General features: G+C 61.7%; 19 protein-coding genes and 1 pseudogene. 8 read left to right on the top strand and 12 right to left on the bottom strand.

From position 1 onward, the window contains the following. Positions 1–192 precede the first annotated feature (192 nt). Entirely contained in the window at positions 193–891 is a 699-nt protein-coding gene (locus MNAB215_RS30675; RefSeq protein WP_083746314.1) for a DsbA family protein, read from the top strand. A 196-nt stretch (positions 892–1,087) separates the two neighbouring features. Here MNAB215_RS30675 and MNAB215_RS13545 read toward each other — a convergent pair whose 3' ends face one another. Beyond that, positions 1,088–1,525 (bottom strand): hypothetical protein, encoded by a 438-nt coding sequence (locus MNAB215_RS13545; RefSeq protein WP_131829114.1) that lies wholly within the window; start codon positions 1,523–1,525, stop codon positions 1,088–1,090. Positions 1,526–1,796: 271 nt separating this feature from the next. After that, positions 1,797–2,123, bottom strand: coding sequence for a hypothetical protein (locus MNAB215_RS13540; protein ID WP_077079315.1), 327 nt, complete (start codon positions 2,121–2,123; stop codon positions 1,797–1,799). Between the two features lie 202 nt (positions 2,124–2,325). On the opposite strand from MNAB215_RS13540, the gene MNAB215_RS29435 reads away from it, so the two are divergent. The 3 genes from MNAB215_RS29435 (at position 2,326) to MNAB215_RS13530 (ending at position 4,138) form a co-directional block, all read left to right on the top strand. Further along, entirely contained in the window at positions 2,326–2,514 is a 189-nt protein-coding gene (locus tag MNAB215_RS29435; protein ID WP_131829113.1) for a hypothetical protein, read from the top strand. Positions 2,515–2,996: 482 nt separating this feature from the next. After that, the gene (locus MNAB215_RS13535; protein WP_077079314.1) at positions 2,997–3,401 is read left to right on the top strand and encodes a hypothetical protein; all 405 of its coding nucleotides are present in this window, start codon (positions 2,997–2,999) and stop codon (positions 3,399–3,401) included. A 386-nt stretch (positions 3,402–3,787) separates the two neighbouring features. After that, positions 3,788–4,138, top strand: coding sequence for a hypothetical protein (locus MNAB215_RS13530; protein ID WP_165691570.1), 351 nt, complete (start codon positions 3,788–3,790; stop codon positions 4,136–4,138). 580 nt (positions 4,139–4,718) lie between these two features. Here MNAB215_RS13530 and MNAB215_RS13525 read toward each other — a convergent pair. The 7 genes from MNAB215_RS13525 to MNAB215_RS13500 form a co-directional block, all read right to left on the bottom strand. After that, complete coding sequence (locus tag MNAB215_RS13525) at positions 4,719–4,910, bottom strand: hypothetical protein (RefSeq protein ID WP_077079312.1); 192 nt, start codon at positions 4,908–4,910, stop codon at positions 4,719–4,721. Positions 4,911–5,062: 152 nt separating this feature from the next. Next, positions 5,063–5,287, bottom strand: a complete 225-nt coding sequence (locus MNAB215_RS13520) for a hypothetical protein (RefSeq protein WP_077079311.1) — start codon at positions 5,285–5,287, stop codon at positions 5,063–5,065. 445 nt (positions 5,288–5,732) lie between these two features. Then, positions 5,733–6,380, bottom strand: a complete 648-nt coding sequence (locus tag MNAB215_RS13515) for a hypothetical protein (protein ID WP_077079310.1) — start codon at positions 6,378–6,380, stop codon at positions 5,733–5,735. Positions 6,381–6,428: 48 nt separating this feature from the next. Beyond that, entirely contained in the window at positions 6,429–6,719 is a 291-nt protein-coding gene (locus MNAB215_RS13510; protein ID WP_131829111.1) for a hypothetical protein, read from the bottom strand. A gap of 292 nt (positions 6,720–7,011) precedes the next feature. After that, positions 7,012–7,284, bottom strand: a complete 273-nt coding sequence (locus MNAB215_RS30760) for a zinc finger domain-containing protein (protein ID WP_425436446.1) — start codon at positions 7,282–7,284, stop codon at positions 7,012–7,014. Between the two features lie 28 nt (positions 7,285–7,312). After that, complete coding sequence (locus MNAB215_RS13505; protein ID WP_131829110.1) at positions 7,313–7,801, bottom strand: hypothetical protein; 489 nt, start codon at positions 7,799–7,801, stop codon at positions 7,313–7,315. Between the two features lie 120 nt (positions 7,802–7,921). Beyond that, positions 7,922–8,230, bottom strand: a complete 309-nt coding sequence (locus MNAB215_RS13500; protein WP_077079307.1) for a helix-turn-helix domain-containing protein — start codon at positions 8,228–8,230, stop codon at positions 7,922–7,924. Positions 8,231–8,682: 452 nt separating this feature from the next. Here MNAB215_RS13500 and MNAB215_RS13495 point away from each other — a divergent pair, with 452 nt between their 5' ends. After that, positions 8,683–9,699, top strand: a complete 1,017-nt coding sequence (locus MNAB215_RS13495) for a glutathione S-transferase family protein (protein ID WP_077079306.1) — start codon at positions 8,683–8,685, stop codon at positions 9,697–9,699. On the opposite strand, the gene MNAB215_RS13490 is transcribed toward MNAB215_RS13495, so the two are convergent. The 3 genes and pseudogenes from MNAB215_RS13490 to MNAB215_RS13480 form a co-directional block, all read right to left on the bottom strand. After that, positions 9,696–10,304: a DUF4145 domain-containing protein gene (locus MNAB215_RS13490; protein WP_245830303.1), complete on the bottom strand. Its 609-nt coding sequence runs from the start codon at positions 10,302–10,304 to the stop codon at positions 9,696–9,698. The two genes, MNAB215_RS13495 and MNAB215_RS13490, sit on opposite strands and share 4 nt — an antisense overlap. Before the next feature lie 145 nt (positions 10,305–10,449). After that, positions 10,450–10,977: pseudogene (locus tag MNAB215_RS13485) on the bottom strand (glutathione S-transferase family protein); the annotation flags it as partial. Between the two features lie 140 nt (positions 10,978–11,117). After that, a complete protein-coding gene (locus MNAB215_RS13480) occupies positions 11,118–11,528 on the bottom strand; it encodes a cold-shock protein (RefSeq protein WP_077079305.1) in 411 nt (136 codons plus the stop codon). Positions 11,529–11,691: 163 nt separating this feature from the next. Here MNAB215_RS13480 and MNAB215_RS13475 point away from each other — a divergent pair, with 163 nt between their 5' ends. Genes MNAB215_RS13475 through MNAB215_RS13465 form a run of 3 tightly spaced genes read left to right on the top strand, consistent with a single transcriptional unit; the run spans position 11,692 to position 13,455 of the window. Next, a complete protein-coding gene (locus tag MNAB215_RS13475) occupies positions 11,692–12,096 on the top strand; it encodes a YccF domain-containing protein (RefSeq protein WP_077079304.1) in 405 nt (134 codons plus the stop codon). Next, on the top strand, positions 12,093–13,172 hold the full coding sequence (moaA, locus tag MNAB215_RS13470) for a GTP 3',8-cyclase MoaA (protein WP_077079303.1): 1,080 nt from the start codon (positions 12,093–12,095) through the stop codon (positions 13,170–13,172). Before MNAB215_RS13475 ends, moaA begins: the two co-directional genes overlap by 4 nt. Continuing rightward, on the top strand, positions 13,165–13,455 hold the full coding sequence (locus MNAB215_RS13465; protein WP_077079302.1) for a MoaD/ThiS family protein: 291 nt from the start codon (positions 13,165–13,167) through the stop codon (positions 13,453–13,455). The genes moaA and MNAB215_RS13465 overlap by 8 nt, the downstream gene beginning before the upstream one ends. The last annotated feature ends 170 nt before the right edge of the window (positions 13,456–13,625 follow it).

Below are 13,625 nucleotides of genomic sequence, written 5' to 3'. Positions count from 1 at the left end.
CAGCCACCCATAACTCTGACGGAGCGGGCAGGCAATCGTGTCACCGCACAGGCGACGACGTTGAAGGCCGAGTCTCTGGCCTCCGCGAAACAGGCTCGGCCGCAACCCACACCGCCCATACCGACAAGCGGCGGCAGCATCAGTCGGCGCACCACAATTGCACTCATCGTCGGCCTGTTTGCACTTGTCGCTATGCTCGCGGCGGCCTTCGGCATTCCCGCCCTCGTCAAACACCGACCGTCCGAGTCATCTCCGACAACATCGTCATCTCCGACAACATCGGAACAGGGTGCTGGCGATACAGTGCGGGTGGCGTCGAGCAAGCTGGTCACCCAACCTGAGACCAGCAACCCCAAAGCTGTGATGTCCTTCTACGAGGACTTTCTTTGTCCCTCCTGCGGTAATTTCGAGCGTACTTTCGGTCCGACGATATCGAAGCTCGTCGACATCGGCGCTATCGCCGCCGATTACTCCATGGTGTCCATCCTCGACAGCGCCAAAAGCCAGAATTACTCGTCGCGGGCGGGCGCGGCGGCCCTGTGCGTCGCCGATGAGTCCACCGACGCGTTCCGCCGTTTCCACACCGCGCTCTACACCACCGGCATCCAGCCCTATGAACGTGGCACCAGTTTCCCCGACAACGCGAAATTGATCGAGATCGCCCGAATGGCCGGTGTGGTCGGTACGGTCCCGGACTGCGTCAACAGCGGGAAATACCTCTCCAAGGTCACCGGTGAGGCAGCGGCCGCAAACATTACCGCAGCCCCGACCATCAAGATCAACGGCGACGATTATGACCCGTCGACGCCGGACGCGCTGGTCGCCAAGATCAAAAGCATCGCGGGTGATGTGCCCGGCATCGACTCCGCTGCCACGCCTACAACACCGTGACCGGTGCCGCCCTTGTCCGTTGGAAGCTGGGGTCCTGAAACAGACGAGATACGAATATCCGCGAAGGCTTCGAAGCGCTTAGCAGTTCTGTAGTTTCATCGTCCTTATGCGTCGGGGCAGAGATAGTGCTGGGCGGCATAAACAACATCTCCGGACTGGGCACGGCCCACGCCTAACATCACGGTTCCCGCTTTACTCATGATCCCGGTCGATTCGGGACCGTGGCACCATTGGGGCCGCTCTTCGATGGAGGCACAACCGTAGCCGCAGGTGCGTGGCTGGCGTTGGTCGAGTTGGCGTTGTGGTCGATCCCATACAGGCACCCCGCCATGTAGTCCGTCTTGGACAGCTTCAGGTCGGGCGCTGCGCCATTGTCGATGTTCCACTGGCCCTCGCACGCATCCTGGGGTGAGAGCTTCTTGTACGAGTGGCTGAGGATGTCGAACCCACCGTAAGCAGCGATCTCGGCCTGACCGTTGGTGCCGGTTGCAAGCCCCATCTGGTAGGACTGCGAGGACGTGTCCACCGCAGCCGACGTGTTCACCGCAGCCGTTGAGCCGCCGCCTCCACAAGCAGATATCGCGACAGCAGCGCCGAGACCGACCACTGCCAGCATGATTTTTTCTTTACTCATCGCAGCTTGCGGCCCTGCGCGTCGGTCACCTTGTCGGTGAGAGTCATGATTGCGTCGATGACTCCCCAGGCGTTGTGCGTTCGAGTTCTGTGGGTCGTCGTGCCAGCCGGGCTGGGCGGGTGTCGTCATGTTCCTTGTCTTTCTCCGGACGAAATCCGGGGTTAGGAGACGCCATGCCTGGCGTTGGTTGGTGCTGTTACGGGTGGTTGCGACCGGTCACCCAAATCCTCTGCCTCTCGCACCAGGATTTTGACCGGAGTCGTTTCGGCGGCTAGGCCGGATCCTTTTCGGGCGGCTTGGCGAGGGATTGCGGCAGCGTCCCTGCGGTCGCCGAGTCAATGATCTCCTGGATGCGCCGGCCCGACTTGCGCCAGCCCCGCACCCACTCTTCGCCCACCTCTTCGTCGTCGCGCTCGATGACGATCCGCCACCGCAAGCCGAGCCAATGCGCGATAAACCAGAAGGGCCACCACCCCCCGAGCAGGACTATGAGGGGCGACCAGAAGTCGAGGCCGTCGCTCTCAAAACCGGACAGGTCATACCACCGGCGGCGCCGCACCGACCACCGCACGCCGTATGGGTCAACCGCCTCAGCCATGTCGCCCTCGTTCCACTGCAGATATCGAAACTTATACCGCAAATACGCGGTCGGTCACCTGCACTTTGTGGCAGACGCCTTGCAGAATTCTTGCGGCACACGTCGGATCGCATGCAGTCGTTCCCAACCGAGCTTTACGGTCGATCAATCACGACTACTGCGCGTCCCTACGCCGGATCACGCCACAGAAAGTAGTCGGCTCGTGAAGTTCCCCGTCGTGGGGCCCGTCGCGCTGATGGCCGTCTCCGTCACTCCTCCTGCGACGGTGCATCTTGCCGCGAACCCCGCCTTGGTATCGCTGCGTGTTCCCAGAACAATTGCAAGAAATTTCCAAGGCGACTGGCAAAAACTGGCCTCCAACCGGGTGTCCGTTTCATCAAGAGAGGTGTGAAATGAAAAAAGTGATAATGCTGAGCCTCGTTGCTGGGGCCTTGCTTGTGGCTGCCCCTACGGTGTCAGCCAGCGGGTGGAAGCTGGACCCTACGGACGGCTGCACTCTGCTAGCGCCAGCTGACCGGATGCCATGTGAGTTCAAGAGACAACAAGCCCTCCATCCGGACTTGGGCAACCAGGGCACCGGTGGGCCGGCGCACAACATCTGCCAGATCACAGGGCACAACTGCTGATCATGGGATTGACCCCGGATGGTGGAGACCTGACCTGGTCTAGCTTCGCTGTCACCGGTCGCCTGTGATGCTGATATGAATTCCATTGCGCTGCAGAGCGTTTCGGGAGCAGTGCCGGAACGCTCAAAGTCACCACCGCCCAAAAAATTGCGCTGTTTGGGGTACGCGGCAAGGTTCGAGGGCAAATGATGAACGAGTTGACGCTTCCCTGTGACACCGGGTCACCGGGACCGGAAAGGAAACCGCAATGAGAAAGACAGCGTTGATCCCCGCCGCCGTGCTCGCGGCGGGGATTGTCTGCGCATCACCAGCACACGCCGGGGTTGGTGACTGGACCGGCAAGATGGCTCTGGGCAACCAGGCGAACCCCAACTACACCATCCCCGCCGAGTTTCACCGAATAGACGACGCTCATGAGCGAATGACAGCTGCTAACGGTTGCGTCGAGGAGTGGGGTGAAACTCCAGGAGGTGTTTCCAATACGCAGGGGAACTTCGTGACTGGCTTCGTCGCCATCCACGTGGTGTCCGGTGAGCAGTTTGGATGCACCAGCCAGCCTCAGGTTCAGTTGGGCATTACGACCAACGGCACTCACCGGACGATGACGGCGCGTAGCAGCGATGCTGCCTGGCTGATGTACGGCGACTGGTGACTCACCACGGCCGAGATGCTCGTTGCCGCATTCGCGCTACAGGGCTGGCTGTAGGGACTGCTGTTGATCTGGCATCCGCTGCGCGAGCTATTACCGGCTCAACCACCAGGAACAGTCCGCTAGCGATCGGTGTAGGCCCGTCGGTAATCCCAGGTCGGCATAACACCAGGTGATGCGGTGTAGGCCCCGATATTCGTTAGTACGAACCGGCAACCTTGCTGTGACACAACCGATTTGGGTTCACTCGCCCATGGCGACGCATTGGTATAGTAGCCAGCGGAGTCGTCCGGCATCTACCAGCGATTCAGGCTCCGATAAGTCGATTGGAGAAACCCGCCGCCGCAACCGGGTCGGTGAGTGACTGCTGTCGGCTGGAGGACGTTGAAGTGCAGGACCGGAAAAATCCGGAGCGGGTGCAGACCGGGCGCCTTGGCGGCCTGACTGGGTGGGCTAACATGGATGCGCGCGGACAGCGACACCAGCGGATGGCCGAGGTCCGAGACAAGTCTCCGGCCTCCGACAACTATTGGGTCCTGAAGGTCGGGTTCGATCCCGACGCCCTGACCAAAGACCACCGGAGCCAGATCGCTACCGCGAAGAAGCAACATTTCGCTGCGATGCGGATAAACAGTCACCGGACCAAGAAGCTCGCGAAGGCCGAGAGGATGCGCAAGGCTGCGGCCCGCCGAGACGTCAGGCCCTCCCCAGATCGCGTCGTGAAACGCAGCCACTCATAATAGTTCTCGCATGCCTGGGCCAAGATGGCCTGCTGCAATCCCACGATGGGGGCGATGGCGGCCAAGATCAGTTCGCGTAGCTGCTCGCGGTGCCGCGAGCTCTTTGAAGCTCAATACTGTGGCCGGGATCGATCATACGTGTGTCTCCACCGTCTCGCAGACACGCGATCAGCAGAACACAATCCTCGAAGCGGCGGCCGTGACGAAGGCGTTCCTGGACACCGTGCGGGTCGGATGATCATCGGTGTTCTCGGTTCCCTATATCCGTTGTGGGACCTTTACTTACCATTAAGCCTTCGATACTCCTCTTCGGCTACTAACTGCCAGCCCTCCGAAATGGCCAGGGTCTGTGTACGAACGACTTTTGGAGGTCGGCGCTTCTCTTTCATGAGTTCAAAGCAATCCCTTGAGCAGTAGGGAACTTCGAATCGCTCGGTCGAGAACAGCTCGCCGCACTGCTGGCATCGATTTACTGGCATGCCTTAAATTCTAGTGCTATCAACCGTTTACGCCGCGCTACTGGGCCAGAGTGTTGCAGTTCTTCTCGCTTGAACACTATCTCAGCTCCTTTCTCAAACCTCTATCTGATCATCGCAACTTGACGTAAATTCCATGAGCCCCAAGCAAATTCAATAATTGCGCATCGGATGCGCTTGCCGATCTCCTCAAAGTCTTCACGCAGCGCCGCGTAGGCTCCGGCCGCGGTGCGGTGCACCGCTGTCCGAATCTGCTGTTCGGCGGCATCGCGGGTGGTCAAGGTGATGATTTCCAAGGTGTCGCTCCTGTTCTTTACTGCGCGTCCGTGTGAATCACGTTGGCCTGCAACTGCAACGCCATCACACGAGATGCAGGGGTGGGGTTGATGTTGTATGTGGTTCTCCGGCGGCCCCACACTGACCTCGCGCCATAGACCACGGTTCCGGCTCACTGCATAAGCTCCTCGATCAACACGCTCTGCACCTGGAGGATCGAATTGTCGCGGCCCTCGACCTGCGCCATCAGCAAAGCCAGTGTTGCGCTCTGAGCCCTGACCAAGGCACGCAGGCAACCCGAGCAATCGCCGGCCTCATCCAATGTCAAGGTGAAGGCATGCCAGTCATTTTCGAGTAACGCCAGCGCCAATCTCATTCCAACCACAACGTGGTCCATGACCCATCTCCTGCCTGTGCATCGTCGAGATCGTGTCGTAAAACGTCGGTATGCCCAGGTGGCGGGGACCTTCGGCCTACGGCGATGCTGGATCGTCGTACGGATTTCGGTTGCTTGACTTGCCTTCTGGGGACGTGTCTCGCGCCATCGCGCGCTCGCGGCGACCGCCAATCTGGTTGCACAGGCTGGAGACAGACCCGGGGTTCCCGGGGCGCCGGCGATGGCGGAGGCGGAGGCGGCGCTGTGAACGTCACATGTGTGTCACTCCGTTGGATGAATTTCCATCCCTCCCGCGGGAATGCGACGATCGGTCCATAGCTGGCCATCATGACCAGCGCGCCATCTGTGATCTCGAACCCCTCGGCGTCGATGTCGGCTAGCGCTCCGTCTTCGAGCCGAATCACGAACTGTGTCACTGCTGTTGCTCCTTCTCGATTGCGATTCGTCACATACTCGAAACCCGCATGGAATGGCCTATCTCTCTTGGGATCGGTGCCTGCCAGTACGGTGCGCCCCACTCTTCTACCGACAGGGCGCTTATCTCGTCGCACCGGCGGCGGTCCAGACCACAACCCACGATGTAGAACGCATCCCAACCCTCATCCACAGCGTCACGCAGAACGATCTCGTCCAGATACTGTTCAATGGTGCTGAGCGAGTCATGACCCTCCCAGCATTCGGCGACCTGCTGCGATCCGCCCGGATCGCGAACGGTGAGGACGTGATAGTGGCCACCCGTGGGGCTCTTCACTTTCGTCCGTGCCGCGTCGCAGCCAGCCGATGTGAGTTTGACCAGTGCTGTGTTGGCCGCATCTAGATCCACCGCCCGGTTGATTAGCAGGGCCGCGACTATTCGCACGAATTGCAGGCTGCCGGAAGCGATTACATCCAGCGGCAGAAACCTGTCCCGCCGTGATGTGCAAGCCAAGTCTCGCCCGGTGAGTTCCACGTCCCCGTGGACGTTGACACCGGCGGCGTCCAGAAACTCAGCGAGTTCACTGACGGTGACCCAGCCCTGTGACTCGATGAACTGCGCGGCTTTGTCGACCAGAGGCGCGACGAAAGGCCTGCTTTCAGTGGTAATTTCGTTCATTGGATCATTCCTTATCTCTCAGTGATCTAGACGCGCGTCACCGCGTCATTACTCGGAGGCCTTCAATCGTTTGATCGCGAAGGCCAGCCCATCCACTGCGCAACCCAGCTCAGCGGCTTGATTAACGGCGAAGGCCAGACCGTCCCCTGCGGCAGCGGCCCGGTCGGAAAACCCCAAGGTGTCGACGATGGGTCTGATGCCGGCCAGTTCGTCTTCTATCGAGGCGAGGTGGTTGTAAATCTCGTCCAGCCGTGTTTCTGTCAGTTCCACATCTCCGGCGCGGCCTTGTGGTTCGGGCCGTCGCACGAGGTCTGCCGCGCGCTTGGGTAGGTCAGTCATCGTTTTCTCCTTCTGTTGTGGTTGGTGGGCCGTAGCTGAGATGTGCTGGCAGGCCCATAACTTCATCGGTCTGACCCGCAACGACCGGCTGGCCACACCAAAGACAAGGCCGCACGGTCGGAGGTACGTAATTTTTCGGCGGATCAGTCACGTCTCGTACCGCCGAGTCGAGGGTCGCGCCGCTTGATAACCCGCAACATCTCGTCATCGAAGACCGGCGTAACACCACACGACAGCAGGTGGTAAGCGGCTGCGACGGCACCCCCAACCTGGTTGGGTGACGGCCTGGGGGTCACTCTGACCACCTCCATGCTTCGAACTCCAAGATGCGTTCGAAGTGGTTGGCCTCGCGGGGTTTACCGCGAGAGCCGATACATAGCGCGCCTGGAATTGCTATGCAGTACGGGCAGGCGACGGAGCGGATGTGGGTTCGGCTAGGTCTGCGGCGTGATGATCGAGGTTGTTGGGGTCCGATGGAAGACGGCAAAAAAAGTACCCCTGCACCCCTCAAAAAAATTAACGCAAGGTATGTCTCCAGTTTCAAGTCTCCAGTCTCCAGTCTCATCGATCCCCACATCGATCTAGGCATCCATCTATGCATCGAGGCCTGCCTCGCCATTCATTAGCTGTTTGACGATCACGTCGGCGTGCTCGGGGATGTTCTTGGCTGTGTTCATCAACGGTCGACACCTGTCGATCTCCTCGGCCAACACCTCACGGATGCGGGGAGAGATGGCTTTCAAGGCGAAGTTGAGGGCACCCTTCTGGGTCTGCCACGAGGCGCCGACAAAGATGTCATTGCGTAGCCTGGTCCTGATCAGGAGCTCTTCGGTGTCCTCGTCGAGGACGATGAACTTCGCGGCGTCCAGGTTGCGTAGCGCCGCCCACATGCGGTCTTTGACCATACCCGCGCGTGTGGACCAGCGGCCCACGGCGAGCGTCATCACACCGCTGACGGTGATGTCTGGCTGGCCGAGGAGCAGTATGTAAGCGAGTTTGCTGTCAGGGTCCAATGCGATGAAGTCCTGGTCGTTCCAAATCTTCCGCCACAAGCGGAGGAAGGGGTTTGACTCTTCGGCCATGGGACGCATTTCCTTTCACTGGGTGCGCCCATGGCCGGGTATGATCGGTCTTGCGCAGGTTCGCATTTCGTACAGAGCACCGCCGAGATCCACACTCGGCGGTGCTCGCCATTTCAGGGGTCATGCGCTGGCCGTTTTGATGGGGGTGAACGATCCGGCGAATGCTGTTGCGATGACGTCCTTCTGCTTGTCGCTCAGCGCCGGGGCGGTGGCGATCCAGCGTTGAACTCGCTCTTCCTCGGTCTCGGTCCTCAGCTGGCCAGCCAGAAGCGCATCGAGATCGGCCTGGGCGATCCGCCATTTACCGCCCACTTTGTAACCGGGTAGTCGGCCTGACCAGAGCATGTCGTAAACAGACGACGGATTAATTCGTAGGTACTTAGCGGCTTCAGCGACGAAAAGATATGCGGGAGCTTGGAAACCGTCCAACCTAATCGACCCTCCTTCGGGCACGGCAGAACAAGGCCTCCTGCTGCCTTGTTGCCGCCGGGCGTCGCCACCCGAAAGGAGAGTCGCGCATTTTGCGCAACCAACGGCCAGGTTACCCCCAGCTCGCGGATTTTGCGACTATTTAGGGTTACGTGTTTACCAGCCACCTGCGTTGTGGCGCAAAACAATTGGTTGCTTATCAGCAAGCATAAAAGTAATTATGGTTGGCGGGTGTACACGCCACCGTCGTTGTCTGGGCACTGAAGCGAAGGAAGAAAAGCCGCCGTCGGATAGTTTGATGCCCGGCGACCGGCGCTGACATCTCCGGCGAGAGTCCCGTGCCCAGCAAATGATGTAGTCGGCAGTGGATCACTGGGTGCTGTTCTGGCATTTTGCCGGTCTCTTCCACGCGGGTCTATCGCCGAGGCCGGGGGTCGGGCACCCTGAAAGCTATGGCTTCCTACATCGCCGAGGCCGGCGAGTTCACCCGCGACACCAAATACATAGAAACCCGGATCACCGCCGACGGGCGCGACGGCTATCCGGTGCAGCCGGATCGATACCGCCTGATCGTTGCGCGGGCCTGTCCGTGGGCCAACCGCGCGATCATCGTCCGTCGATTACTTGGCTTGGAAAGTGCTCTCTCCATTGGTTTTTGCGGGCCGACGCACGACGAGCGGAGTTGGACATTCGACCTCGACACCGGCGGCGTCGATCCGGTGCTGCAGATTCCTCGCCTGCAGGATGCGTACTTCAAACGGTTCCCCGACTATCCCAAGGGCATCACTGTCCCCGCGATCGTCGACGTCCCGACCGGAGCTGTCGTGACCAACGACTTCGCCCAGATGACGCTGGACCTGTCCACCGAGTGGACACCCCACCACCGCGACGGCGCACCGCAGCTTTACCCCGACTCGCTGCGCGACGAGATCGACGACGTCAACAAACGGGTCTATTCAGAGATCAACAACGGCGTCTATCGGAGCGGCTTCGCTGGCTCGCAAGGGGCGTACGACGCCGCCTACGACCGGTTGTTCACTGCACTGGATTGGGTGAGCGAACGACTGGAAAAGCAGCGCTACCTCGTTGGGGAGACGATCACCGAAGCCGATGTCCGGTTGTTCACCACGTTCGCCCGATTCGACCCCGTCTATCACGGGCACTTCAAATGCAATCGGAGCAAACTCTCCGAGATGCCGGTGTTATGGGCCTACGCGCGAGACCTGTTCCAGACGCCGGGTTTTGGCGATACCGTCGACTTCGTCCAGATCAAGCAGCACTACTACATCGTGCACGCCGACATCAATCCGACCGGGATCGTCCCGAAGGGGCCGGACCTGGCCGACTGGCTAACGCCGCACGGCCGGGAAGCATTGGACGGCAAACCTTTTGGCAATGGCACACCGCCCGGGCCGACGCTCGACGTCGAACGCGTGCCGGCCGGTCACGGACCCGTCGGGGTGCGCTAGACGTCCCCCGGCGGCGCTGCCCTTCTCGTCGCTGCTCTTGCCGCTGCGCGCCTGGCGGGTTGGACGTACAAGAACTCGATGATGTGCTGGATGAATGTCTGCAAATCTGTGGCCTGCTCCATGTCGAGCGGATCGAACGCCTCGCCATGCGCGCCAGCGTTGCCGGTGTGTCGGATATGGTGCGCCCAGTCACCGAACTCGGACCACATGGTGCCGTCCTGCTCCATCTGAATGATGGCGGCGTTGAGGGTCGGTTTAGCCTTCGCGTCATCGCTCCCCTTGTCCTGGACGATCTGAGCAATCGTGGTGCGAAACATGGCGGCGGCGGCGTTCGGCGCTTGAACAGCAAGGCAACGCGAGCCTTCGCTGTAGGCCTCCAAAACGTCCGAGGGAACGGTGGCGGCGAAGGACTGCACGTCGGCGATGTCGTCGCTCGGCCACCACATCACCGCTTTCAGGCCGTATTGATCGCCTATTTCAGCTTCGACGACAACCGACTGACGGGTACAGCCTTGGCACTGCAACACCGTGACCAGCTCGGCGGGTCTGCTTACCGGGCGCGACGGTGACACGTTCGTCAACGTAAGCATGGCCCAGCTGTTCACCACGTTGAAGTTCGAGGTCCGGCCACACCGCAGACACGGACCGCTTGGGTCGCCGCTGGTCGGAAGTGTGTCAGGATTCCTCTGCGGCTGGCTCACAAACCTCTCCTTTGCGCCAAGCGGCTCTTGTTGTATGTGTTTGGTGGGGGTACACCCCGTTGTTGATCTCGGTGTACACCCTCTTGTTCACCTCGTCGATCTCGGCGCGCAGCTGCTCCGGATACAGCTGCGGTGCGCCATCGCGGTGATATGCGGACCACTGGGTGGACAGATCCAGGGTCATCTGAGCGAAATCGTTGGTGACGACCGCCCCGGTAGGAACGTCGACGATCGCCGGTACGGTGATGCCTTTCGGGTAGTCGGGGAAGCGTTTGAAATACGCGTCCTGCAGCCGCGGAATCTTCAGCACCGGGTCGACGCCTCCGGGATCCAGGTCGAATGTCCAGCTGCGCTCGTCGTGCGTGGGGCCGCAAAACCCAATGGAGAGAGCGTCTTCGAGCCCCAGCAGCCGGCGCACGATGATCGCGCGGTTGGCCCACGGGCAGGCGCGGGCGACGACGAGCCGATAGCGGCCCGGCTCTACCGGATAGCCGTCGCGACCGTCGGCGGTGATGCGAGTGCTGATGTACTTCGTGTCGCGGGTGAATTCACCCGCCGAGGCGACATAGGTGGCCATGGCGACATTCTGCCTCAGCGACGCCCGTGGAAGAACCGCTGACAGCGGCGGACATCGAGAAACGCGAAGAATCCCTTATCTCAACCACTTTCGCAGCACTATGCGGTCACTCCGCCAGACGGCGACCGCCATGCGGCGAGTTAGGCGTCGAGCTCCTGAGCCACTGCCTTGACGACCTCGGAGACCCGGCGTGCGACCTTGCGATCGGGATAGCGTCCCTTGCGCAACTCCGGCTGCACGGTGCTCTCCAGCAACGTGATCATGTCCTCGACCATGCCGTGCAGCTCGTCGGGGCTGTGCTTGTGCTCGGTGGGCGTCGCTTCGCGGCGCGTCTTGGTAAGGCTGGGCGGGGGGTCGATCAGCTTCAGACTCAGGGCCTGGGGTCCGCGGCGCCCGGAGGCGACGCCGAATTCCACCTTCTGCCCGGTCTTCAGCCCCTCCACACCCTCGGGCAATGCCGACGAACGGACGTAGACGTCCTCGCCGTCCTCCTGCGACAGGAAGCCAAACCCCTTCTCGGAGTCGTACCACTTAACCTTGCCGGTCGGCACTGGTCTCACCTGCTTGTCTGACGGATACCTAGGATGGACAACACAAGACGCGTCCCGCCTGCGCAGGACGCGATGTGGATTCAGATCCTACTCGGACGGTTGACCGCCAAGCACCCCCGGTTTCGGAGTTACTCGCTAGGCTGGCGGTACCGCAGGAGGTGAAATGCGCCTGATCCTGAACATAATCTGGCTTCTATTCGGTGGCCTGTGGATGGCCGCCGGATATGTGGTGGCGGCGCTTATCAGCTTCCTGCTCATCATCACGATCCCCTTTAGTTTCGCGTCGCTGCGCATCGCGTCATATGCGCTGTGGCCGTTCGGCCGCACGATCGTCGACAAACCAACAGCCGGCACCGGGGCGCTTATCGGAAATGTCCTGTGGATACTGCTGTTCGGAATGTGGCTGGCAATCGGCCATCTCATCAGCGCCGCGGCGATGGCGATCACGATCATCGGTATTCCGCTGGCGCTGGCCAACCTCAAACTCATTCCGGTATCGCTTATGCCTTTGGGCAAGCAGATCGTTCCGGTCGGGTCGTCGCAGCAATTCGCAGCGGTGGCCGCATGACCCTGACCGCACTCGGCGTTCCGGCGATGCCGGACCGGACGGGCCACGCCGCGGCGACGGACGCTCCCGGCGCCGGCCCGTTGCTGGACACCTACGGCAGGGCCGCGACCGACCTGCGGGTCTCGCTCACCGATCGCTGCAACCTGCGGTGCAGTTATTGCATGCCGGCCGACGGCCTGGACTGGCTGCCCGGCGAACAGCTACTGCGGCCCGACGAGCTGGGGAGGCTGATGCGGATCGCGGTGACCCGGCTCGGTGTCACCAGCGTGCGCTTCACCGGCGGCGAGCCGCTGTTGGCCCGTCACCTCGAAGAGGTGGTCGCGGCTGCGGCCGCGTTGCGGCCCCGTCCAGAGATCTCGCTGACGACCAACGGCGTCGGGCTGGCACGACGGGCGGCCGCCCTGGCCAAGGCTGGCCTGGACCGGGTCAACGTCTCGCTGGACAGCGTCAACCGCGATCACTTCGCGGCCATCACCCGCCGCGACCGGCTCGCTGACGTGCTGGCCGGGCTGGCCGCCGCCCAACAGGCCGGCCTGACGCCGGTGAAGGTCAACGCCGTGCTCGATCCCGTCACCGGGCGAGACGACGTCGTGGACCTACTGCGGTTCTGCCTGGAGCACGGCTATCAGCTGCGGGTCATCGAGCAGATGCCGCTGGACGCCGGACACCTGTGGCGCCGAGACGCGACGCTGACCGCCGACGACGTGCTGTCGGCGCTGCGGCCCCACTTCCGGCTGCGGCCCGATCCGGCGCCGCGGGGCTCCGCCCCCGCCGAGCTGTGGCACGTCGACGAGGGCCCGGACACGCCACCCGGAAAGTTCGGTGTGGTGGCGTCGGTCTCACACGCGTTCTGCTCGACGTGCGACCGCACCCGGCTGACCGCCGACGGCCAGATCCGCAGCTGTCTGTTTGCCACCGAAGAGACCGACCTGCGAGGCCAGCTGCGCGGCGGCGCCCACGACGACGCGATCGAAGCGGCCTGGCGCGCCGCGATGTGGGGCAAGCCGGCCGGCCACGGCATCAACGACCCCAACTTCATCCAGCCCGACCGGCCGATGAGCGCGATCGGTGGCTAACCCGACAGGGCACGCCCCCGCAGCGGCGGAGGGTATTCAGGTGACGGTCCGCTACTTCGCCGCCGCGTGTGCGGCCGCAGGCGCCGAATCGGAGACCGTGATACTGCGTCCGGGGACCACGGTGGCCGAGTTGGTTGAGCGACTCGCCGTTGCGGGCACTCGCCTCGCGACTGTGTTGGAACGCTGCTCGTATCTCTGCGACGGAGTCGCCGTCCGCGATGAGACCACGCCGTTACGCAGCGGCAACACGATCGATGTTCTCCCGCCCTTCGCCGGCGGTTAAAACTGTGAAATAAGTCACGTAACGGAATGATAACGGCCCGGACACGGTCCGATCTCGGGCGGTAGTGACCTGCGTAAACCCTTGGCGTTCGTGGGTTTTTCAAAGATGGCCGCGAAGGAAACGCCACGTTTCGCAAAAAGTGACGCGACCAACAGAAACCGCTACCGTCT

Source organism: Mycobacterium numidiamassiliense, from assembly GCF_900157365.1.
Classification (GTDB): Bacteria; Actinomycetota; Actinomycetes; order Mycobacteriales; family Mycobacteriaceae; genus Mycobacterium; species Mycobacterium numidiamassiliense.
This window is presented reverse-complemented; position numbering and strand designations above follow the sequence as displayed.